This is a genomic window from Bacillus sp. FJAT-27001, assembly GCF_019039175.1.
Taxonomy (GTDB): domain Bacteria; phylum Bacillota; class Bacilli; order Bacillales; family Bacillaceae; genus Bacillus; species Bacillus velezensis.
This window is the reverse complement of sequence record NZ_JAHOAA010000003.1, coordinates 168,526-189,968: the sequence shown is the minus strand read 5'-3', so window position 1 is coordinate 189,968 and position 21,443 is coordinate 168,526. Positions and strand designations below refer to the sequence as shown.

Annotated in this window: 19 protein-coding genes and 1 pseudogene; 14 read left to right on the top strand and 6 right to left on the bottom strand. The window is 49.5% G+C overall.

The features are described 5' to 3' along the window. Window positions 1-185: 185 nt before the first annotated feature. From BGM27_RS11100 to katX, 13 genes and pseudogenes are all read left to right on the top strand, one after another. Window positions 186-1,184, top strand: coding sequence for a FecCD family ABC transporter permease (locus BGM27_RS11100; RefSeq protein ID WP_042635747.1), 999 nt, complete (start codon window positions 186-188; stop codon window positions 1,182-1,184). Then, window positions 1,185-2,198, top strand: coding sequence for a FecCD family ABC transporter permease (locus BGM27_RS11095; protein WP_007407745.1), 1,014 nt, complete (start codon window positions 1,185-1,187; stop codon window positions 2,196-2,198). 16 nt (window positions 2,199-2,214) lie between these two features. Beyond that, a complete protein-coding gene (locus BGM27_RS11090) occupies window positions 2,215-3,111 on the top strand; it encodes an ABC transporter substrate-binding protein (protein WP_007407746.1) in 897 nt (298 codons plus the stop codon). A gap of 102 nt (window positions 3,112-3,213) precedes the next feature. After that, window positions 3,214-3,564 (top strand): ArsR/SmtB family transcription factor, encoded by a 351-nt coding sequence (locus BGM27_RS11085; protein ID WP_007407747.1) that lies wholly within the window; start codon window positions 3,214-3,216, stop codon window positions 3,562-3,564. Between the two features lie 13 nt (window positions 3,565-3,577). After that, the gene (locus BGM27_RS11080) at window positions 3,578-4,876 is read left to right on the top strand and encodes an arsenical efflux pump membrane protein ArsB (RefSeq protein ID WP_007407748.1); all 1,299 of its coding nucleotides are present in this window, start codon (window positions 3,578-3,580) and stop codon (window positions 4,874-4,876) included. A gap of 152 nt (window positions 4,877-5,028) precedes the next feature. Further along, window positions 5,029-5,342 (top strand): annotated as a pseudogene (locus BGM27_RS11075) (PTS sugar transporter subunit IIB). A gap of 14 nt (window positions 5,343-5,356) precedes the next feature. After that, on the top strand, window positions 5,357-5,674 hold the full coding sequence (locus BGM27_RS11070) for a PTS lactose/cellobiose transporter subunit IIA (protein WP_007407750.1): 318 nt from the start codon (window positions 5,357-5,359) through the stop codon (window positions 5,672-5,674). Between the two features lie 18 nt (window positions 5,675-5,692). Further along, the gene (gene celB, locus BGM27_RS11065; RefSeq protein WP_007407751.1) at window positions 5,693-7,012 is read left to right on the top strand and encodes a PTS cellobiose transporter subunit IIC; all 1,320 of its coding nucleotides are present in this window, start codon (window positions 5,693-5,695) and stop codon (window positions 7,010-7,012) included. Window positions 7,013-7,041: 29 nt separating this feature from the next. Beyond that, window positions 7,042-8,442 carry a glycoside hydrolase family 1 protein gene (locus BGM27_RS11060; RefSeq protein ID WP_007407752.1) on the top strand — a complete coding sequence of 467 codons (1,401 nt, stop codon included), beginning with the start codon at window positions 7,042-7,044 and terminating at the stop codon, window positions 8,440-8,442. A 19-nt stretch (window positions 8,443-8,461) separates the two neighbouring features. Next, entirely contained in the window at window positions 8,462-9,343 is an 882-nt protein-coding gene (locus tag BGM27_RS11055) for an ROK family protein (protein WP_007407753.1), read from the top strand. Continuing rightward, the gene (manA, locus tag BGM27_RS11050; protein ID WP_007407754.1) at window positions 9,340-10,284 is read left to right on the top strand and encodes a mannose-6-phosphate isomerase, class I; all 945 of its coding nucleotides are present in this window, start codon (window positions 9,340-9,342) and stop codon (window positions 10,282-10,284) included. The genes BGM27_RS11055 and manA overlap by 4 nt, the downstream gene beginning before the upstream one ends. 19 nt (window positions 10,285-10,303) lie before the next feature. Beyond that, complete coding sequence (locus BGM27_RS11045; RefSeq protein WP_007407755.1) at window positions 10,304-11,386, top strand: glycosyl hydrolase; 1,083 nt, start codon at window positions 10,304-10,306, stop codon at window positions 11,384-11,386. 77 nt (window positions 11,387-11,463) lie between these two features. After that, a complete protein-coding gene (gene katX / locus BGM27_RS11040) occupies window positions 11,464-13,077 on the top strand; it encodes a catalase KatX (RefSeq protein WP_020954366.1) in 1,614 nt (537 codons plus the stop codon). A 38-nt stretch (window positions 13,078-13,115) separates the two neighbouring features. On the opposite strand, the gene BGM27_RS11035 is transcribed toward katX, so the two are convergent. Next, window positions 13,116-14,102, bottom strand: a complete 987-nt coding sequence (locus BGM27_RS11035; RefSeq protein ID WP_007407757.1) for a choloylglycine hydrolase family protein — start codon at window positions 14,100-14,102, stop codon at window positions 13,116-13,118. A 315-nt stretch (window positions 14,103-14,417) separates the two neighbouring features. Here BGM27_RS11035 and BGM27_RS11030 point away from each other — a divergent pair, with 315 nt between their 5' ends. Next, window positions 14,418-15,776 (top strand): purine-cytosine permease family protein, encoded by a 1,359-nt coding sequence (locus BGM27_RS11030; protein ID WP_020954367.1) that lies wholly within the window; start codon window positions 14,418-14,420, stop codon window positions 15,774-15,776. 13 nt (window positions 15,777-15,789) lie between these two features. On the opposite strand, the gene BGM27_RS11025 is transcribed toward BGM27_RS11030, so the two are convergent. The 5 genes from BGM27_RS11025 to BGM27_RS11005 form a co-directional block, all read right to left on the bottom strand. Then, window positions 15,790-16,620 (bottom strand): NAD(P)H-hydrate dehydratase, encoded by an 831-nt coding sequence (locus BGM27_RS11025; protein WP_007407759.1) that lies wholly within the window; start codon window positions 16,618-16,620, stop codon window positions 15,790-15,792. A 90-nt stretch (window positions 16,621-16,710) separates the two neighbouring features. Next, on the bottom strand, window positions 16,711-18,441 hold the full coding sequence (cydC, locus tag BGM27_RS11020) for a thiol reductant ABC exporter subunit CydC (RefSeq protein WP_007407760.1): 1,731 nt from the start codon (window positions 18,439-18,441) through the stop codon (window positions 16,711-16,713). Then, window positions 18,438-20,141 (bottom strand): thiol reductant ABC exporter subunit CydD, encoded by a 1,704-nt coding sequence (cydD, locus tag BGM27_RS11015; RefSeq protein WP_007407761.1) that lies wholly within the window; start codon window positions 20,139-20,141, stop codon window positions 18,438-18,440. Before cydD ends, cydC begins: the two co-directional genes overlap by 4 nt. After that, complete coding sequence (gene cydB, locus BGM27_RS11010) at window positions 20,141-21,157, bottom strand: cytochrome d ubiquinol oxidase subunit II (RefSeq protein WP_007407762.1); 1,017 nt, start codon at window positions 21,155-21,157, stop codon at window positions 20,141-20,143. The genes cydD and cydB overlap by 1 nt, the downstream gene beginning before the upstream one ends. Then, window positions 21,141-21,443, bottom strand: a 303-nt coding sequence (locus tag BGM27_RS11005; RefSeq protein ID WP_217031263.1) for a cytochrome ubiquinol oxidase subunit I, incomplete at its 5' end; no start/stop codon positions are given. The genes cydB and BGM27_RS11005, both read right to left, overlap by 17 nt.

Here is a 21,443-nt window from a genome sequence, read left to right as displayed (position 1 = left end):
TTACAATATAAACATGAGAGAAAAAAAGGACATTATTGTTGAACGCTCTATTGCGTTTTGAAAATCGGCTCGGTATAATATGATGGTTCAAATGAAAATGATTCTCATGTTTAATAAATACCGGACAATGATCATAAAAGTAGGTGAATTGATTTTTGAGCGATTCTGTCAGGTCCGCAAACCGTCTGATCAGCATCTTAAAAAACGGGGTTTTCTTCCTGATCGCTGTGATCGGGCTGCTTGTATCTATTTTTTTCGCCGTCTCATTCGGTGCGAAAGACATTACTTTACATACGGTTTGGTCGGCTGTTGCTGATTACAATCCGAATATAACGGGCCAGCAGATCATTCATGAATTGCGTCTTCCGAGGGTGCTCGGGGCGGCCGTTACAGGAGCCGCTTTTGCCGCAGCCGGCGCCCTCATGCAGGGTGTCACGAGAAACCCGCTTGCCGATTCGGGTGTCTTAGGCGTAAACGCGGGCGCCATGTTTGTTGTTGCGCTCAGTTTTGCTTTTTTCCCTCATTTATCATACGCCCTGCTGATGGTGATGTCATTTTTGGGAGCACTGGCAAGCACCGGCTTGATTTTCTTTATCAGTGCGGCGGGAAAAGGCAGCATGACACCTTTAAAAGTAACGCTTGCCGGGGCGGTCGTAGCCGCTCTTTTACATTCACTCAGTACCGGTGTGGCGATTTATTACGATTTAAGCCAGGATTTGGCCTTCTGGTACGCCGGCGGGGTGTCAGGGATCAAGTGGGCTCATTTACAAGTCCTTGTTCCCGTGATTGCGGTCTTCATCATTCTCGCGACATTCATGGGCCGGTCCGTCACCCTCCTCTCAATGGGAAATGACGTGGCGGCGAATTTAGGGGTGAACACGGCTCTGACGCGTGCCGCCGGATTAATGATCGCCGTCGTTCTTGCCGGTGTGTCTGTTTCCGCTGCCGGCGCGATCGGCTTCGTCGGGCTGGTCATTCCCCATATCGCGCGAAAGATCGTCGGCGTTACGTACAGGCTGATTATTCCGATGTCCGCGTTACTCGGCGCGATTCTATTGATTTTGGCTGACCTGGCCTCGCGCACGGTCAGTCCCCCGAGGGAATTGGCGATAGGCATTATGGTCGCACTTGTCGGTGTCCCTTTCTTTCTTTATATTGCCCGCAAGGAAGGGAGAGACTTATAAATGAAAGTGCAGAAAGAAACAAAAAAAGCGGCGGCGGCAGGACTCATTCTGCTGGTCATCGCCGTTTGCATTATTCTGATCGGGCTGCATACGGGCTCATTCCGGCTTTCTCCTCTCACGGTGGGAAAAACGCTGTTCGGATACGGCACGTTTCAAAGCACAACCGTTTTATTCGATTACCGGCTTCCCCGGATTCTGGTGACGATGCTGGCCGGCATCGGTTTAGGAGTGTCGGGCGCTATTTTGCAGGGTGTATCCCGAAATCCGCTTGCCGATCCGGGCATTCTCGGACTGCATGCCGGCGCTTCCTTCGGTTTGATGATGTATATCACGTTCTTTCATTCCCTGGAGGCGCAGGCGTCGATGTTCATCCCGCTGTTTACGTTTGCGGGCGGAACACTCGCCGCCCTGCTGATCGTAGTGCTTACGTACGACAGGCTGAACGGTTTTTTAACGATCCGCATGCTGTTAGTCGGGATCGCCGTTTCCGCGGGCTTCAGCGCCGTTACATTGTTTATGTCGCTGCGCCTGAATGAAGAAACTTATACATTCGCTTCCCGCTGGCTGGTGGGAAACGTCTGGGGCAGGGATTGGATTCACGTGTGGTCGCTATTGCCCTGGATCGGCATTCTCGCACCGCTTGCATGGCTTAACGCCCGCTCTTTGAATATTTTAATGCTCGGTGACCAGGCAGCCGCGGGGCTCGGCGCACACGTGCAGAGAAAAAGGATCATGCTGATCGCCATAGCGGTCGGCTTGTCCTGCGCGAGCGTCGCGATGGCCGGGGGAATCGGCTTTATCGGCTTTGCCGCCCCTCACTTGGCAAGACGGCTCGTCGGCACCATGCATCAGCATATTATCCCGATTGCGGGATTAATCGGACTTGTCATTCTTGTCGCGGCAGACACCATCGGCCGGTCATTGTTTCAGCCGAACGCCATTCCGGCCGGCGTGGTTGCGGCAGCCATCGGCGCGCCGTATTTTCTCTATCTCGTCATGAAAATCAAATCATAAAACAAGGAGTATTCCCATGAAAAAAATAATTGCGCTCGTCAGTTTCATGTGTATTTTCTTATTGGCTGCCTGCCAATCCGATTCAACACAGCCGGAGTCAAAAAAGAAATCCGGCGATCATAAAATCGCTTCGATGTCCATTCACCTGACAAATGATCTGCTGGCTCTCGGCGTTACACCTGCCGGTTCCGTCGTGGGCGGAGAATTAAAAGATTTTCTCCCTCATGTGAAAAATCAGCTGAAAGACACGAAAAAACTCGGACCTGCCTCAGACCCGGATATGGAAGCTTTACTTGAGCTGAATCCAGACAACATTTATCTTGATAAAGAATTTGCGGGAAAAGATGTGTCAAAATACAAGAAAATCGGAAACACACACGTTTTCGACCTTGATAAAGGCACTTGGCGCGATCATTTAAAAGATATCGGAAAAATCGTCAACCGTGAAAAAGAAGCGAAAACATTTATTCAAGATTACGAAGATGAAACAAAACAAGTCAGATCCATGATGAATAAGGAATTAGGGAAAAACGCCAAAGTCATGGCGATCCGCGTGAACGCAAAAGAGCTTCGCGTCTTCAGCACACGCCGTCCGATGGGACCGATTCTGTTTGACGATCTGAAGCTGAAACCGGCTGACGGCATTAAAGAAATGAACACCTCCCGCCCTTATGAAGTCATTTCTCAAGAAGTGCTGCCTGATTACAACGCAGATGCGATTTTCGTCGTCGTTAACAGAGACGACAAGTCACAGCAAGCCTATAAAGAATTGCAAAAAAGCGCTGTATGGAAAGGGCTGAAGGCCGTGAAAGCAAACCACGTCTATAAAATTGCCGATCAGCCTTGGCTTGATTATTCAGCACTGGGAAATAAATTAGCAATGGATGAAGCGAAAAAACTGTTCCAAAAATAAACATGAGCCGGTTTTGCAAAAAGTGCAAGGCCGGCTTTTTTATATTGTCGTTTACTTATATAAACATCTGCTTATATAATAGTGTAAAAAAGGAGTGAGCGCATGGAACGGAGGCATAATGCTTTAAGTTCCGAAGGGATCAGCCAGTGCCTCAAACTTCTAAGCGACCCGACGAGGCTTTTGATGCTGAAGCTTCTGAAGGATAAGGAATATTGTGTCTGCGAGCTGACAGCTATTTTTCATATAAGTCAGCCCGGCATCAGCCAGCACTTGCAGAAATTAAAGAACGCCGGCCTTGTGCGGGAAAGACGCGAGGGTCAGTGGCGGTACTATGCCATTCATCCGTCCGGTCCGGAATACGCGCTGGTTTGCTCGATTCTGCAGCAGATAGATGAAAAGGACGAAGTTTTACAGACATTGCGGCAAAAAGAAGTCACTGTTACATGCCGGTAAGGGGGATATATTCTTGGGAGTTGCGGTTTTATCAGCGCTGATTTTTGTGCTGACACTTGTGTTTGTCATATGGCAGCCGAAACATGTATCAATCGGCTGGTCTGCCTGCGGCGGAGCGGTCCTCGCTTTGATCGCCGGAGCAGTCAGCCTGCACGATATCGCGGAAGTGACGGGAATCGTCTGGAATGCGACACTTGCCTTTATCGCCATTATTATCATTTCATTAATTCTTGACAGTATCGGTTTTTTTGAGTGGGCCGCGCTGCATATGGCCATGGCGGCCAAAGGCAGCGGGCTGCGGATGTTTCTCTATGTGTCGGTCTTAGGGGCTGTTGTCTCCGCCCTGTTTGCCAATGACGGAGCGGCGCTCATTTTGACCCCGATCGTACTGGCGATGGTGCGGGCTTTGAATTTACCTGAAAAGCTGGTTTTTCCTTTTATTATCGCCGGAGGATTCATCGCCGACACCACCTCGCTTCCGCTCGTTGTAAGCAATTTGGTCAATATTGTATCCGCCGATTACTTTCATATCGGATACATTGAATATGCATCACGCATGCTGGTGCCCAACCTTTTTTCTCTGGCGGCAAGCATTTTGGTGCTGTATCTCTATTTCAGAAAAAACATTCCGAAACGGTATGACACCGGTCTTGTGAAACATCCGGCATCCGCGATTAAGGATGAACGCCTTTTCCGGTTATCGTGGGCTGTGCTGGCCGTTTTATTGATCGGATATTTCGTCAGCGAACTGCTGTCGATACCCGTTTCCTTCGTTGCCGGCTCCATCGCGGTCATTTTTCTCATTCTGGCGCAGCGAAGCCCCGCCGTCCCTGCGAAACAAGTCATCAAGGACGCCCCGTGGGCCATCGTGTTTTTTTCTGTCGGCATGTATGTTGTCGTGTACGGCTTGCGGAATGCCGGACTGACGGATCTTCTTTCTCAGCTTATTCAGAAAGCGGCGGATCACGGATTGTTTGCGGGCACACTCGGAATGGGTTTTATCGCTGCGATCCTCTCCTCCGTTATGAATAACCTGCCGACGGTGATGATTGACGCCATAGCCATCAGCGGAACGGACACTCACGGGCTGATGAGAGAAGCATTGATTTACGCGAATGTTATCGGTTCTGACCTCGGGCCGAAGATCACGCCGATCGGGTCGCTGGCGACGTTGTTATGGCTCCACGTGCTGAGCCGGAAAAACGTGAAAATTTCCTGGGGAATGTATTTCAAGACAGGTCTGATATTAACCATTCCGACGTTATTCATCACCTTGATCGGACTTTATTTATGGCTGTTATGGCTCGCTTGAGATGAAAAACCTTTTAAGTTGAATCTTAAAAGGTTTTTTTGTGTCAAAAATCCGAAAAGTAAAACTTTATATTTTAAAAGTATAGACATTTAATTTCAAAAGATTATAATATTCATGAAAACGTTTTAACTTTATGAAAGAAGGGATTCCTCATGAAAAGAATTTTATTAGCCTGCAGCTCAGGCATGTCCACCAGCCTTCTTGTTACGAAAATGCAGAATTACGCCCGCTCCATCGGTGAGGAAGCCGAGATTTGGGCAGTCGGACAGGATAAAGCAAAAGAAGCGATGAAAGATGCAGACGTCGTACTGATCGGCCCGCAGATGAGTTTTTTAAAAGGTGAGCTTCAAAAAGAGGCGGACCCGCTTCACATCACCGTTGATGTGTGATTGACATGATGGCTTACGGCATGGGAGACGGCAAAAAAGCATACGAACAGGCCGTTGCCTTGATAGAGAACAAATAAAGGAGGCGATAAGCATGGAAACGTACACGGATGAACAGATCAGTTTTCAGCTGATTCTTCACAGCGGCAATGCCCGCAGCAATATTATTCAATCGATACGCGCTTATAAAGACGGCCGGACAGATGAGTCAGACACCTTTCTGACAAAGGCTGAAGAAGAACTGGGGAAAGCGCACGACATCCATTTTCAGATGATTCAAAAAGAAGCCGGCGGCGCCAAAACGGATGTCTCCCTGCTTTTTATGCATGCTGAAGACCACTTAATGTCAGCGCTCTCAATGAAAGAGCTCGTCAAAGAAATGCTCGACTTATTTCAATCAAAGAATTTATAAAAAGCCGGGGGTGAAGACGTGTTTGAGAAAATCAGCCAATTCCTTGTTCCGATCGCGGGCAAATTAAACAATAACCGCTACTTGCAAGTCTTACGGGATGCTTTTATGCTGGCGTTTCCGCTGACCATTTTCGGTTCGGTGTTCGTCGTGCTGACGAACCTGCCGTTTTTAAACAAAATCATGAGCAGCTCCGCCCTGTCTGTCTTTCAATCCGGATTTGGCGGCGCTTCGACGGCGACGATGGGGATTATGTCCATTTTTGTCGTCTTCGGGATCGGCTATTACCTTTCCAAAAGCTACGAAGTGGAGGCCGTATTCGGCGGAGCGATCGCATTGGTTTCTTTTCTGCTGCTCACCCCGTTCGTTTCAGAGCCGGAAACGGGCAAAGCGGTCGCAGGCGTCATTCCGGTTGACCGGCTTGGAGCAAAAGGGATGTTTCTCGGCATGATGACCGCGTTTTTGTCAGGTGAAATCTACAGAAGAATCGTTCAGAGAAACTTAACGATTAAGATGCCTGCCGGTGTTCCTCCGGCTGTTGCTAAATCGTTCGCCGCATTGATTCCGGCTTTTATCACGCTTACCGTCTTCCTCTTGATCAATGCGGCTGTCACCCAGATCTTTCACACCAATCTGCATGATGTCATTTATCATACGGTTCAAGCCCCGCTTGTCGGACTTGGAAGCGGCATCATTCCTACATTAATCGCTGTTTTCTTTATTCAGATTTTATGGTTTTTCGGACTTCACGGACAAATCATTATCAATTCCGTGATGGACCCGATTTGGAATACATTACAGGTCGAAAATTTAGCTGCGTATACAGCGGGAAAAGAGATTCCCCATATTATTTCTAAGCCGTTTATGGAGATTTACACCGTCGGAATGGGCGGAACCGGAATGACATTGGCCATAGTGATCGCCATCTTGCTTTTTATGAAAAGCAAACAGATGAAACAGATATCCAAACTCGGTCTCGCGCCGGGCATCTTCAACGTCAATGAGCCGGTTATTTTCGGTTTGCCGATCGTGATGAACCCGATCATTATCATTCCGTGGGTCATCGCGCCGATGGTTGTCACCCTTGTCACCTACCTGGCCATGTCGGCGGGGATCGTGCCCCCTCCTACCGGCGTGACCGTGCCTTGGACCGTCCCCCTTTTCATTAACGGGATTATGGCGACCAATTCCGTCATGGGCGGCATTATGCAGCTGGTCAACCTCTGTATTGTGTTTGTCATCTGGTTCCCGTTTCTTAAAGCGCTGGACAAATTAAACATGGCAAAGGAAAAAGAAGCTGAGACCGAGCAGCATGCCCGGGATGACAGCATGAGTATGTAATCAAAATCGCAGTAAGGGAGAGAAATCAATTGACTGAATCAAATATTCAATATCGTTTTCCGGAAGGATTCTGGTGGGGGTCTTCCGCCTCCGCCACCCAAACAGAAGGCGCCGCTGACAAAGACGGAAAAAGCCAAAACATATGGGATTACTGGTATGAAAAAGAGCCGAGCCGTTTTTTTAACGGCGTCGGCCCCGGCGACACGTCACGTTTTTACGATCAATACAAGGAGGATATCCGGCTGATGAAAGAAATCGGCCATAACTCCTTCCGGCTGTCTATTTCCTGGTCAAGATTGATTCCGGACGGAACTGGCGAGGTCAATCAGAAAGCGGTCGCGTTTTATCAGGACGTCATCGATGAAATGCTTGCCCATCGCATTGAGCCGTTTGTCAATTTGTTTCACTTTGACATGCCGCTCGCCCTTCAGCGTAAGGGGGGCTGGGTCAGCCGGAACACCGTTGACGCGTTTGAACATTACGCCAAAACCTGCTTTTCGCTATTCGGTGACAAGGTGAAAAAATGGTTCACTCACAACGAGCCGATTGTGCCGATTGAAGGCGGCTATTTATATGATTTTCATTACCCGAATCACGTTAATTTTCAAGAAGCGGTGCAGGCCGGCTTCCATACCCTGCTGTCGAATGCAAGGGCTGTCAAAGCCTACAGAGAATTGAAACAGGATGGACAAATCGGAATCATTCTGAATCTGACGCCTTCTTATCCGAGAAGCTCACACCCTGAAGATGTCAAAGCGTCCCGGATTGCCGACGCCTTTTTCAACCGCTCATTTTTAGATCCCGCCGTAAAGGGCGAATTTCCTGAGGAGCTTGTCGAGATTCTCAAGGCGGAAGGCTTTCTGCCGCATTATGAGAAAGAAGATCTCCGCCTCATTCAGGAGCATACGGTCGACCTGTTAGGCGTGAACTACTACCAGCCGAGGCGCGTCAAGGCAAAAGAACATGTTCCGAATCCGCATGCCCCTTTCCTGCCTGAGCGTTTCTTCGATCCGTATGTCATGCCCGGCCGGAAAATGAACCCTCACCGCGGGTGGGAAATTTACGAAAAAGGAATCTACGACATTCTTACCAATCTCAGAGAACATTACGGAAATATCGAGTGTTTTATTTCTGAGAACGGCATGGGAGTTGAAGGCGAGGAACGCTTCCGCGATGAAAACGGCATCATTCAGGATGATTACAGGATTGAATTTATCCAGGAACATCTCAAATGGGTGCATCGGGCCATCGAAGAAGGTTCAAATGTAAAAGGCTATCACCTGTGGACTTTCATGGACAACTGGTCTTGGACAAATGCTTATAAAAACCGCTACGGCTTTGTATCTGTCAATCTGGAAAACGGGGGCGAACGGACCGTCAAAAAAAGCGGCCGCTGGTTCAAAGCCGTTTCCGATCAAAACGGATTTTAACAGATGAGGAGGGACGGCCATGCTTGGAGGTATTGAAGCCGGCGGCACGAAATTTGTCTGTGCCGCCGGACAAAGAGACGGCACCATTCTGGACAGAGCAGAGTTTCCGACGGGAGAACCGGATGACACACTCAGACAGGTCATCCGTTACTTTAAAGATTTCCCGATAGAAGCCATCGGCATCGGGTCGTTCGGACCGATTGATATCCGTCCTGACAGTCAAACATACGGGTGCATCACCGCGACGCCGAAGACAGCCTGGCGGAACTGCCCTATTCTTCAAACGATCAAAAGCGCTCTGGATATTCCCGCAGGCTTCACCACCGACGTTAATGCGGCGGCGCTTGGAGAAGCTTCTTTCGGCGCGGCCAAAAACGCGGACAGCTGCCTCTATTTGACGGTCGGCACAGGCATCGGCGCGGGCGCCATCATGAACGGCAGATTTGTTCAAGGGCTGTCTCATCCTGAAATGGGCCACATTTATGTCAGAAGACATCCGGACGACGGCTACAAAGGCAATTGCCCATACCATACAGATTGTCTGGAAGGCCTCGCGGCAGGCCCCGCCATTGAGAAACGCTGGGGGAAAAAAGCATTTTTGCTCACGGATCAGCAGGAAGTGTGGGAGCTTGAGGGCTATTATATTGCCGAAGCGCTTGTGCAGTATATTCTCATACTTTCGCCGGAAAAGATCATTCTCGGCGGGGGCGTCATGAAGCAGCGGCAGCTGTTCTCTTCTATCCGTCAGCACGTGAAAAAGCGGCTGAATCAATATATTGATCTGCCCGACATTGAACACTTCATCGTTCCCCCTCAATTAGGGATTCACTCCGGCGCGGCCGGTTCGCTCGTATTGGCGGAGCGCGCATTAAAGGCGGCAAACCGGGAAGCGGAAAAATGACGAAACTCTTATTTTTGGAACCGGTTTTTAAAGAAAGATTATGGGGCGGGACGAAGCTGCGCGATACATTCGGGTATGAGATTCCTTCTGAGCGGACGGGAGAGTGCTGGGCGATTTCAGCTCATCCGCACGGCACATCCATTGTGCGGAACGGGCCTTTTTCCGGAACATCATTACAGCGTCTCTGGAGTGAACACCCTGACCTGTTCGGACATCCGAAAGAAGAGGCTTTTCCCCTGCTCACAAAAATTCTTGACGCAAATATGGACTTATCCGTACAGGTTCATCCGGATGACGCATATGCACATCGGCATGAAAACGGAGAACTCGGAAAAACGGAATGCTGGTACGTGTTGGACTGCAAAAAAGACGCGGAGCTCATTTTAGGGCATCGCGCCCAAACGAGAGAAGGCTTCGTTCGGCTCATTGAACAAAACGAGTGGGATCACCTGCTCCGCCGCATCCCCATTAAGCCCGGCGATTTTTTCTATGTCCCGAGCGGCACACTGCACGCTTTATGTGAAGGTACGCTCGTTCTTGAAATCCAGCAAAGCTCTGATGCCACCTACCGGCTTTACGACTATGACCGGACGGATGGGAACGGGAATAAACGCGAGCTTCATCTTCAGAAAGCAATTGACGTAACAGACATTCCCCATACCGATGAAAATGTAAAAAGCACTAAGCATCGGATCGGAGATGCTCTTATTACAACACTCGCAGAAACACCTTTCTTTTCAGTTTATCAATGGGATGTGAGCGGAAAAGCATCATTTCCCGCACCCGGCCGGTATTTACTCGCAAGCGTCATGAAAGGACGCGGAGAACTGGATGGATGCCCCATTCACAAAGGCGATCACTTTATCGTGCCGGCGGATTCCGGAGAGTTTGTTATAGAAGGAGATTGTGAGGTTATCGTTTCACATCCTTCATCATCTTAAAAATCAGGAGGTCTTTTATATGCTCAAAAAGTTAGCAGTCTGCCTGTCTATCGTTTTATTACTCTTAGGAGCCGCCAGTCCGATATCGGCTCACACCGTTTATCCCGTCAACCCAAATGCCCAGCAGACGACAAAAGATATCATGAACTGGCTGGCGCACCTGCCCAACCGTTCAGAAAACAGGGTCATGTCCGGGGCGTTCGGCGGGTACAGCGATGTCACTTTTTCAATGACAGAGGAAAACCGCTTGAAAAACGCGACGGGACAGTCTCCCGCCATCTACGGCTGTGACTATGGGAGAGGATGGCTTGAAACAGCGGATATCACCGATTCTATCGATTACAGCTGCAACAGCAGCTTAATCTCATACTGGAAAAGCGGCGGCCTCCCTCAGGTCAGCCTGCATCTCGCAAATCCGGCTTTTCCATCCGGAAACTATAAAACGGCCATCTCAAACAGCCAGTACAAAAACATCCTGGACCCTTCAACTGTTGAAGGAAAACGGCTTGAGGCGCTGCTCAGCAAAATCGCCGACGGCCTTACTCAGCTGAAAAATCAAGGCGTCACCGTTCTGTTCAGGCCGCTGCATGAAATGAACGGCGAGTGGTTCTGGTGGGGGCTGACAGGCTACAACCAAAAAGACAATGAGAGAATCTCGCTGTACAAAGAGCTTTACAAGAAGATATACCGCTATATGACAGAGACAAGAGGATTGGATAACCTTTTGTGGGTGTATTCGCCGGATGCCAACAGAGACTTTAAAACAGACTTTTACCCAGGCTCATCTTATGTGGATATTACCGGTCTGGACGCTTACTTCACTGATCCGTATGCGATATCAGGCTATGATGAAATGCTGTCTCTGAAAAAACCGTTTGCCTTTGCCGAAACCGGTCCGTCCGGCAATATCGGAAGCTTTGATTATGCTGCTTTTATCAATGCGATCAGGCAAAAGTATCCCGAGACCACGTACTTTTTGACATGGGATGAACAATTAAGTCCGGCGGCCAATCAAGGCGCGCAAAGCCTTTATCAAAACAGCTGGACGCTGAACAAAGGCGAAATATGGAACGGCGGGTCCTTGACGCCGATCACGGAATAACTGCTTCTTTTGAAAATCGGTTTTAAGAAACGGCTCTGCTGGGCATATTGTTACCGTTCAAAAAGGAGGGTTCAACAATGGAAAATAACAAAAACAGCGAAGAAACGCTTTCCAGTAAGACGACCGGTAAAGGCGAGTCAGAAGACACGCTGACAAACCGGCAGGGCCATCCGGTCACTGACAACCAGAATGTCAGGACAGTCGGCAATAGAGGACCGACGACATTGGAGAATTATGATTTTTTGGAGAAAATCAGCCACTTTGACCGCGAACGAATTCCCGAGCGCGTCGTTCACGCGCGCGGCGCCGGGGCACACGGATACTTTGAGGCGTACGGAAGTTTTGGAGACGAGGAGATTTCTACATACACAAGAGCGAAAGTGTTTCAAAAGAAAGGAATGAAAACTCCGGCGTTTGTGCGGTTTTCTACCGTCAACCACGGAAAGCATTCCCCGGAAACATTGCGTGATCCCCGGGGTTTTGCCGTTAAGCTTTATACCGAAGACGGCAACTGGGATCTGGTCGGCAACAACTTGAAAATCTTTTTTATCCGTGATCCGCTGAAGTTCCCGGATCTTGTGCACGCATTTCAGCCTGATCCCGTTACGAACATTCAGGACGGCGAGCGTATTTTCGACTTCATTTCCCAATCACCGGAAGCGACTCATATGATCACTTTCTTGTTTTCGCCGTGGGGCATCCCGGCCAACTACCGGCAGATGCAGGGCTCAGGCGTCCATGCCTACAAATGGGTCAATGAAGAAGGAAAAGCCGTGCTCGTTAAATATCACTTTGAACCGAAACAGGGCATCCGCAACCTGACACAGAAGGAAGCGGAAGAGATTCAGGGGAAAAACTTTAACCATGCGACACAGGATTTGTATGAAGCGATTGAAAAAGGCGATTACCCTGAATGGGAAGTGTATGCGCAAATCATGACTGATGACGAACACCCCGAGCTGGATTTTGATCCGCTTGATCCGACCAAGCTGTGGTATAAAGACGATTTCCCTTGGAAGCCGATCGGCAAATTGGTTCTGAACAAAAACCCGGAAAACTACCATGCCGAGGTGGAACAAGCCTCATTCGGAACGGGCGTGCTTGTGGACGGCCTTGATTTTTCGGATGACAAATTACTTCAGGGGCGGACATTCTCCTATTCAGATACCCAGCGGTACCGCGTCGGCGCAAACTATCTGCAGCTTCCGATCAACTCGCCGAAAAAGCATGTCGCCACCAACCAGGAAGGCGGGCAAATGCAGTATCGGGTCGATCGGGCAGAAGGACAAAACCCGCACGTCAACTATGAGCCGTCCATTATGGGAGGACTCAACGAAGCAAAGCAGGATGGGAAAGACCATACACCTCATGTCGAAGGCGATGTGAAGCGGGAAGCGATCGACCGGCCGAATAATTTCGGCCAGGCCGGAGAAACATACCGCCGATTTTCGGAATTTGAACGGAACGAATTGATCACAAACTTGGTCAATACGCTTTCTTCCTGCCGCAAAGACATTCAGGAACAAATGATTGAGAATTTCACAAAAGCAGATCCGGACTACGGAAAACGTGTGGCGGAAGGGCTGAAAAAAGCCGCCGAAAGCAACAGCGGCGGGCCGATCGGCACTACTGATACAGCACAAGCCGCAAAACAGGCTGAACAGGAAAGCCATCCGTCTGATCCGTATTAAATAAAAAAACAGGACAATCGCGTCCTGTTTTTTTTGAGCTAATTCAGCTCCTGTATATTCTGCTCCGCCGCGGCCGCAAATACTTTCGGCTCCGGACGGTCAAGATCTTCATGGAATAAACTTACTTTGTGAATCTGCCGGTTGTCGTACAGATGAAAGTAGTAGTTCCCGGTGTCACAGCACATGACCGACGTATACTGCGTATAATCAATTTCATTCTCCTCTGTGATCACCGCGCCTTTTGGAATATTCACATTGGACAGCACGTGAAAAGCGGCCGTAACGCCATCCGTTTCATGAGCAGCAGGCTCTAAATGCTCTTTCAGATAAGCGGCTCTGATGAATCGGGATGGCGGCGTGTAATCACCGGGAAGCCCGATCGTTCCAGATCCTTGGCCGAAAGCGGTTAATGTCATTCCGCCCAATGTTTTGCTTTCTGACTGCTGCGGCCTGATTCCGATATAATGGCGCAGATTGGTCACATGCCAAGGAAATTCTGGACTATTGGTCATCACTCCGGGTTTGTTGTCATATACTTTCATTCCCTCCGGTGTCGGCTCGATGACAATGCAGCCGCCCGTGCGGTCTGATAAAATCCAATGAAGAGGCAGCACCGTATCCAATAACATTAACTTCTTCTCTACAATCGTCAGCATTGAGAGCTTTTCCTTTATGTCTTCAAGAGATTCACAGTTTGATAAGGCCCAGGTGACAAACTCATGAGGAGCAATGTGACAGGTGCCCTCCCGTTCCGCTTTCTCGTATCCCGCAAAGCCCGGAAAATACAGCGTCGCACACGACAGCCCTTTTTCATTTACGCCGTCGGCAAACAGAACATTGCTGAGATTTCTCCCCATGCCGATAAATGCGTATTTCGTCTTATGCATCCTGCCGTCAGCTTCGCTTTTCCAGCTGTACTGACGAGGGTAAAGCACGACGTCCGTACCGAGCTGAAATGCAAAATCCATCGTTCGCGCCAATAGGTGATTACCGTCTGTCGTTTTCAATGTAAGACTTGTACACATATCATCAATCCCCTTTTCATTAATGAAATTTACACAAAGTAAACTATTCTTTCAGCTTAACGAATAATGGCTCCATTCGTCAAAAGATTGACACATTTCTCCTTAATACATATTAGTCCGTAAGCATATCCATGCCTTTTAAACCCTGGCAAATCGTTTTGGCGGCAGTGTTTGTTCCGTTTTTCAAAAAACCCTTTGACGGCTGTCAGCGAGGCTTTACAATGTTTTTCCTGCATGCTGGAATTTGTAAACGGCAGGTCAATCTGTTAAGCTATGTCTTTATGTTAAAGAAGAACATACGGAGGAGATTATCTATTGAAAGTAGAAAGGCGAACGATTGAACATATTCCGCATGACGAAAGACACGGAAAGGCTAAAGATTTATTCCCCGTCTGGTTCGGGGCGAATATGCATATTACGACGTTAGTCACAGGCACACTGCCCGTTACAATGGGACTCGATCTCTTTTGGAGTATCGCCGCCATTATTATCGGGACCTTTATCGGCGCAATCTTTATGGCGTCTCATTCCGCACAAGGACCTCAGCTCGGAATTCCGCAAATGATTCAAAGCCGCGCGCAATTCGGCGTGTTCGGAGCGATTCTGCCCCTCTTTTTGGTCATGTTTATCTACCTGGGCTTCTTTGCGAGCAGTACGATTCTCGCAGCCGGTACACTGAGCAGCTTTGTACCGATTCCGGCTTCATGGTGTATTATCGGCTTAAGCGCCATCTGTTTTTTACTCACGATCTACGGTCATGATCTGATTCACAAAATGCAGAAAATCCTCTCTTGGACCTCCTTTGCCGTTTTTTTTGCTGCAACGATTCTTATTTTTCAACTGCCGATTCCTTCAGGAAGCTGGGTGCCCGGCTCATTAGACCTGCCTGTTTTTCTAGTGGCGGTCAGCGCGGTGGCCACATGGCAGCTGGCATACGCACCATATGTCGCAGATTATTCCCGTTATCTGCCGGTCAAAACACCGGCATCGCATACCTTTTGGTACAGCTACGCAGGTACGTCAGTCAGTTCCATCTGGATGATGCTTCTCGGCGCCATTTTGACGACGGCGCTCCCGGAATTTACCGCTAATGCGGGAAATGAGATTGTCCGATTGTTCGGTCCGTTTTCCTTTATTATGCTGATCATCGTCCTGTTCGGGCAAATGGCGATCAACGTCTTTAATTTATACGGAGCCTTTATGTCAACCACGACTACCTTGGAGCCGTTTTTAAAACTGAAGGTGACGCCGAAAACGAGAGTGGTAATGATCCTTTGTGTGACGGCAGCAGGTACTGTATTAAGTCTCTTGGGCCAAAGCAATTTCATGGAACTGTTTTTAAATTTCATCTTTTTCATCAGTTATTTCTTAATTCCATGGACGGCGATCAACCTCGTGGATTACTATTTTATCCGCCGCGGAAAATACCACGTCAAATCGATGTTTGACGTCAACGGGCAATACGGCAGGGTCAATTGGATTACAGCGGCCGCCTTCGTTTTGTCGATTATATTAGAAATCCCGTTCATCAATACATCCTTTTACATCGGGCCGCTCGCTGAAATATTCGGCGGAGGCGACATTGCCTGGGTCATCGGCCTGGCCGTTCCGTCGCTGCTGTATTATGTCCTGATGAAATCAAGGGTAAAACAACAAGAGGCGCCTTCTCTATGAAGACGCCTTTTCTTTATTCATATTCCTTCCATACACGCGGCAGCAGTTCAGAAAGTTCGTGCGCCAATAAGGTATGGGCGGAGCGCTCTTTCGTCCATACCTCCGCACATTCACCGTGAAGGCGGACGGCGTTCAATACGGCATGCTTCGGGTCTTGATGACAGCACAGCATGCCGAGAATCATTCCCGTCAGCGTGTCGCCGGTCCCGCCTTTTGCAAGCGCGCCGTTTCCGGTTGTATTCCTGCGGCATTCCCCGTCGGGAAAAGCGATAATGGTTTCGTTTCCTTTCAAGACAATCGTGACGTGAAGCCGCTCCGCCCATTCTGCGGCATATCCCGCTCTGTTCTGCTGAATCTCTTGAATCGGAAGGCCTGTAATTCTGGAAAATTCGCCGGGATGAGGCGTCAAGATCACGGGGGCTTTCCTCTTTGGATAGGTTCTTTTCGTAATGGCGCCCGCGTCCAGTATGACGGGATAATCGGCAGAAAGCAGCTGATCAGCCGCCTGCTGCACTTCGTCTGTTTGAGGAAGGCCCGGCCCGATGGCAGCGGCCCGGATGGTTTCCCCGGGCTGGCCCGCCGCGGCTTTTTTCCAGCCGTCACGCCAGTACGTCGCTTCCGGCAGCACCGGGACGATAAGCGGGATGACGCCTGCCGATGTACCGATGACGAGCTTGCCGACACCGCTTCTCATCGCGCCCAATCCGGCCAGAAGGGCGGCTCCCGGCATGTCTTCGCTGCCGGCCAGCAATAACGCCGTCCCGAACGTCCCCTTATGGCTGTCTGCCTCCCGCTTCGGCAGCGTATCTTTCACATCCTGTTCCGTCCAATCCATTATATTCATCTCTGTACCTCCTCTTCTGTCTCCTATTTATATTCCAAACAAGAAGAGATTTTAAACCGCACAAAAAAACAGCCGCTCGTTTGCGGCTGTTTATGTTCTGACCGGAACATCAAGACGGTAAAGCTTCCGGTACCGTTCGTTTTCTGCAAGAAGCTCTTGATGGGTTCCTTCCATTTCTGCTTTTCCATTTTCTAAAAAGACGATTTTATCAGCTGTTTCCACACCCGCTAAATGGTGTGTAATCCAGAGGATCGTTTTCTCTTTAAAGACATCAAAAATCGTATCAAGCAATTCGCGTTCCGTGACCGCATCAAGGCCGACCGTCGGTTCATCAAGGATAATGACCGGCGTGTCTTGGAGCAGAATACGGGCAAGCGCGATCCGCTGCCGTTCCCCGCCTGAGAAACGAATCCCCGTCTCCTGCACGGACGTTTCATATCCGTCAGGCAGTGATTCAATATAATCATGCAGCTTCACTTGCCGAGCCGCACGCTTAACATCTTCATCACTCGCCTTGCCGTTTCCGAGCCGGATATTGTTCATAATGCTCGTGTTAAAGAGATGAGGTTTCTGATTCAAAACGGCCACCGCTGAGGAAATCTGCTCCTGCACGGCCGCAGTTTCCAGCCCGTTCAGCATCACTTTGCCCGAATCGGGAACTAAGGCGCCTTCAATTAAAGCGAGAGAGGTCGACTTACCGGAGCCGCTCCTGCCGAGCAGCGCCATTTTTTCACCTTGGCGGAGAGTGAAGGAAAAACGGTCAAGCACATGACAGTGCTGATCATAAGAAAACGTCACGTTATCAAATGTAAGTGTCACATCAGATACATCCAGTTTCTCATCTGTCTGCTTCACCTCACGACTTCGCAGCTCCGGAGCCGCCTGACTCATTCTATTGATGGAATCCTGATAAGAAGGCACTTCCGTCAGCGCATCCGAAAGGGGCAGAAACGCCTCCGTCAATGGAAATACGACAAGCACAAAGGCCGCGATCATCGTGTTGGCAATGCTGCCGTCCGCATACTGACCCGCCGTCCAGAACAGCATGATCAATATGAAGCCGCCGACAAGGCATTGCGCGGCGAGATCACGCCATCTCGTAAACCGCTGACGTTTGCTTTCAAGATCAAACCATGCCTTCTCTTTCTCTTCATAAGAGAAAATAAAGGCCGCCTGGCGTCCCGAGAACATCCAGTCGCTCACGCCGAGCACGGCATCTGTAAGCCGGCTGTAGAGCGTATTCCGGCCGCTTTTCAGCCTCATGTTTTTCGCTCTCGTCACAAGAAGCGACACAACCGGAAACAATACAACCAATATAAACAGGTAAATCGCCGCAAAAGCGGCAAACGGCCAGGAAAAAAAGCCGAGTCCGATAACGGATGCCGCATACAGCAGCAAAGCGGAAACCGCAGGGAAAATCGTTTTTAAAAACGCATCCTGCAAATGCTCAATATCCTCAGCCAAAATGCCGAGCATGTCGCCCGTCCGAAAACGGGATGAAAGCATGAGCGAGGCCGGCTCCAGCATATTGTAAAGCCGCACCCTCATGTCGGACACGATTTTCAAAATGATATGGTGCCCCGTCAGACGCTCGGCGTACCGTGAGACTGAACGGGCAATCCCGAAGGTCCGCACGGCTACAATCGGAACGTAAACCAGCAGGATATTCTCAGGCCTAGCCGCCGACTTAGAGATCAAAAAACCGGAAGTGAACATGAGAAAGGCCGCCGAAAAAATCGTCACCGCGCCTAAAAAAATCACAAGAACAAACAAACGGGCATTTTGCTTCATATACGGCAGAATCCATTCTTCTTTTCTCATGTTCTTTCCCCCAGTTGCGCCTTTACAAGTTTGGCGTATACGCCTTGTTTCTCCATCAATTCGTCGTGGGTGCCGATTTCCGCCACCGCGCCGTCATCAAGCACGATAATTTCGTCCATCTCAAGCATCCAGTGAAGACGGTGAGTGGCCAGAAAAACAAGTTTGTTTTCAAACAGGTCTTTCATCGTTTCTTTTATTTCATATTCTGTTTCAATATCAAGGTGAGCGGTCGGCTCATCCAAAAGGAGAATCGGCCGGTTTCCTAAGAAGGCTCTGGCCAGCGCGACACGCTGAGCCTGCCCTCCGCTGAGCGCCCGTCCGCCCTCGCCGATCCGGCCGTCAAGACCGCCGGGCAGATCACGGATCAGTTCGGAAAGACCCGCCGATCTAGCGGCGCGCGCCGTTTCCTCACGCGAAGCATCAGGATGATAAAACCGGATATTATTCAAAAGCGTGTCATCAAAAATATACGGGTGCTGCGGAATATAAAGCAGCTGCTTCTGCCAGCCGTCCGACTGCAGATGCGAGCGGGATTCACCGTTTACCTTGATCTCACCGGACGCAGGCTCTAAAAAGCCGCCCAGCACATCAATGAGTGTCGATTTTCCCGCACCGCTTTCCCCGATAATCCCGATTTTCTTCTTCCCTTTGAAGGACAGATGAAATTCAGACATCGATTCTCGGACGGACAAACGTGCAAGCTGTAATTCATCCCCGTCAGTCCACGTATCAAGTTCGAGCGGCTTTTCTTCTTTAAAACCGGGCTGCGCCAAAATCGCTTGAATGGTTTTCCCCGCCTCCTGCCCGTTTAACGTCGCGTGGTAATCATTTCCCACTTCGCGGACCGGGAGAAAATATTCAGGTGCGAGAATGAGCGCGGTCAGTGCCGGTCCGAGCAGAATTTGTCCGTCTATCAGCCGCAAGCCGAGAAACACCGCCACTGTCGCCACCGACAGCATCGTAAAGAAATCCAGGGCGAATGATGATAAAAACGCGACCCGGAGCGTGCTCATCGTCGCCTTGCGGTATCTCTCACTGACATGAAAGATGTTTTTGCTGTGTGATTTGCTTAATCCTAAAAACCGCAATGTCTCCAGTCCGCGGAGCGAATCCACGAAATGATTGGAAAGCGTCTGATATGACTTCCATTGGCGATCAGCTTTTTTCTGTGCGACAAGTCCGAGCAGAATCATAAATACAATCAAAATCGGAAGCGCAAGAATCAGAATCAATGCCGATGTTTTATCCTGAAAAAACACGTAAATAACAACGGCCGCCGGCACAATCGCCATGCTGACCATTTTCGGCAGAAACAGCTCTAAATAACGGCGGAACTGGCTGATGCCTTCCATCGCCAGCGTCACCATCCGGCCTGTCCCCTCTTTTTTCGCAAAGCGGGGGCCGAGACGGAACAATTGCTCAAGAAATCTTTTTCTTACGTCTGCGCCGGTTTGCGCGGCATATTGGTACACGATTTTCTGCCGGACCGCTGTCACCGCATGCCGGACCAAAAACGCAAGCAGGAAAAAGCCGATAACCGGATAAAGAGAAGCAATCCGCTTCCCGTTAAATAATCCGGTTACCGCCTGGCTCAGCCATTCCGCCTGCAAGATGATGGCGGCCGTTTGTATAATCGTTAATCCCGTAATGATCGCAAGAATCCGCTTCATTCCTTTATAAAGAAACAGGTCTTTTCCCATTAATAAGTCATAGGCTCCTTATGGCTGACGCGTTTCCGGAAGACATAATAGCTCCAGATCTGACTGCCGATGACAAACGGCAGCAGAGTCAGTGCGGCAATTGTCATGACCTTAAGTGAATAATCACCGGAAGACGCGTTAGCTACTGTTAAGTCATACGCGCTTTTCAGCGAGCTGACCATGACGCGCGGGAACAGAGAGATAAAAATCATCGCAACTGTCAAGGCAAGACCCGCGCCGGTCATACCGAATGCCCAGCCGTCTTTTTTCTTGCTCATGAACACAACGGCAAGAACGTTGCAGATGACAATCAGCACGAATACCGGAATCGTGATGTTTGCCCGGCGTGTAAACATATCCGTATCGTATGCAGACATCGCAAAGAAAGCAAGTACAACAAGAAAGATAACACCGATTACGCGTTTTGCCATTTTTCTCGCACGCTCTTGTAAATCACCGATCGTGCGCAGTGTGACAAACATTAAACCGTGCAGGAATGAAAGAAGGGTGACGGCTGCTCCGCCAAGAACGGAATACACGTTCACAATATCTGAAAAACCTGCGTGAATGTTCATATGGCCGTCAATCGGCATGCCGCGGAACAAGCTTGTGAAAATAAGTCCGAATACAAATGGCGGGATAAGGCTGCCGAAGAAAATCACCCAGTCCCATGTTTTGACCCATTTTAAATGATTCACTTTTCCGCGGAATTCAAACGCCACGCCGCGTCCCATTAAAGCAAGAAGGATGATGATAAACGGAATATAATATCCGCTCAGCATCGTCGCATACCAGTTCGGGAATGCCGCGAAGATCGCTCCCGTACCTGTCAGCAGCCATACCTCATTCGCATCCCAGAACGGGCCGATGGTGTTAATCAGCACTCTGCGTTCTAATTCATTATGGCCAAGAAATCGGGTCGAAATGCCGACACCGAAATCAAAACCTTCTAAAAAGAAAAATCCGACAAACAAAACTGAAACGAGTACAAACCAAAGATCATGAAGTGACCCCATGGTAGACCTCCTGACTGAACGGATCCGTTGATACAGGAACATCCTTATGATCATCATGGTCCGCACCTTTTTTAATTTCACGAACGAATAGGAAGACAAGCAGCGCGCCTAAAATCAAGTACATGACGCCGAAGCCGATAATTGAAAACAGCAGAGATCCCGTCGTTACGTTAGGCGAAACGGATTGTGCGGTCGTCATTTGTCCCATGACCGTCCACGGCTGGCGGCCGATTTCAGTCATAATCCAACCGGCAGAGTTCGCAATGAACGGGAATGCGATCAGCGC

Bases quoted from the DNA above. Each gene is read 5' to 3' on its own strand.
- cydB (WP_007407762.1), bottom strand. From the start codon at position 21,157: ATGGGGTCACTTCATGATCTTTGGTTTGTACTCGTTTCAGTTTTGTTT.
- cydD (WP_007407761.1), bottom strand. From the start codon at position 20,141: ATGGGAAAAGACCTGTTTCTTTATAAAGGAATGAAGCGGATTCTTGCG.
- BGM27_RS11035 (WP_007407757.1), bottom strand. From the start codon at position 14,102: ATGTGTACAAGTCTTACATTGAAAACGACAGACGGTAATCACCTATTG.
- cydC (WP_007407760.1), bottom strand. From the start codon at position 18,441: ATGAGAAAAGAAGAATGGATTCTGCCGTATATGAAGCAAAATGCCCGT.
- BGM27_RS11045 (WP_007407755.1), top strand. From the start codon at position 10,304: ATGCTCAAAAAGTTAGCAGTCTGCCTGTCTATCGTTTTATTACTCTTA.
- manA (WP_007407754.1), top strand. From the start codon at position 9,340: ATGACGAAACTCTTATTTTTGGAACCGGTTTTTAAAGAAAGATTATGG.
- BGM27_RS11090 (WP_007407746.1), top strand. From the start codon at position 2,215: ATGAAAAAAATAATTGCGCTCGTCAGTTTCATGTGTATTTTCTTATTG.
- BGM27_RS11025 (WP_007407759.1), bottom strand. From the start codon at position 16,620: ATGAATATAATGGATTGGACGGAACAGGATGTGAAAGATACGCTGCCG.
- BGM27_RS11070 (WP_007407750.1), top strand. From the start codon at position 5,357: ATGGAAACGTACACGGATGAACAGATCAGTTTTCAGCTGATTCTTCAC.
- katX (WP_020954366.1), top strand. From the start codon at position 11,464: ATGGAAAATAACAAAAACAGCGAAGAAACGCTTTCCAGTAAGACGACC.
- BGM27_RS11085 (WP_007407747.1), top strand. From the start codon at position 3,214: ATGGAACGGAGGCATAATGCTTTAAGTTCCGAAGGGATCAGCCAGTGC.
- BGM27_RS11055 (WP_007407753.1), top strand. From the start codon at position 8,462: ATGCTTGGAGGTATTGAAGCCGGCGGCACGAAATTTGTCTGTGCCGCC.
- BGM27_RS11095 (WP_007407745.1), top strand. From the start codon at position 1,185: ATGAAAGTGCAGAAAGAAACAAAAAAAGCGGCGGCGGCAGGACTCATT.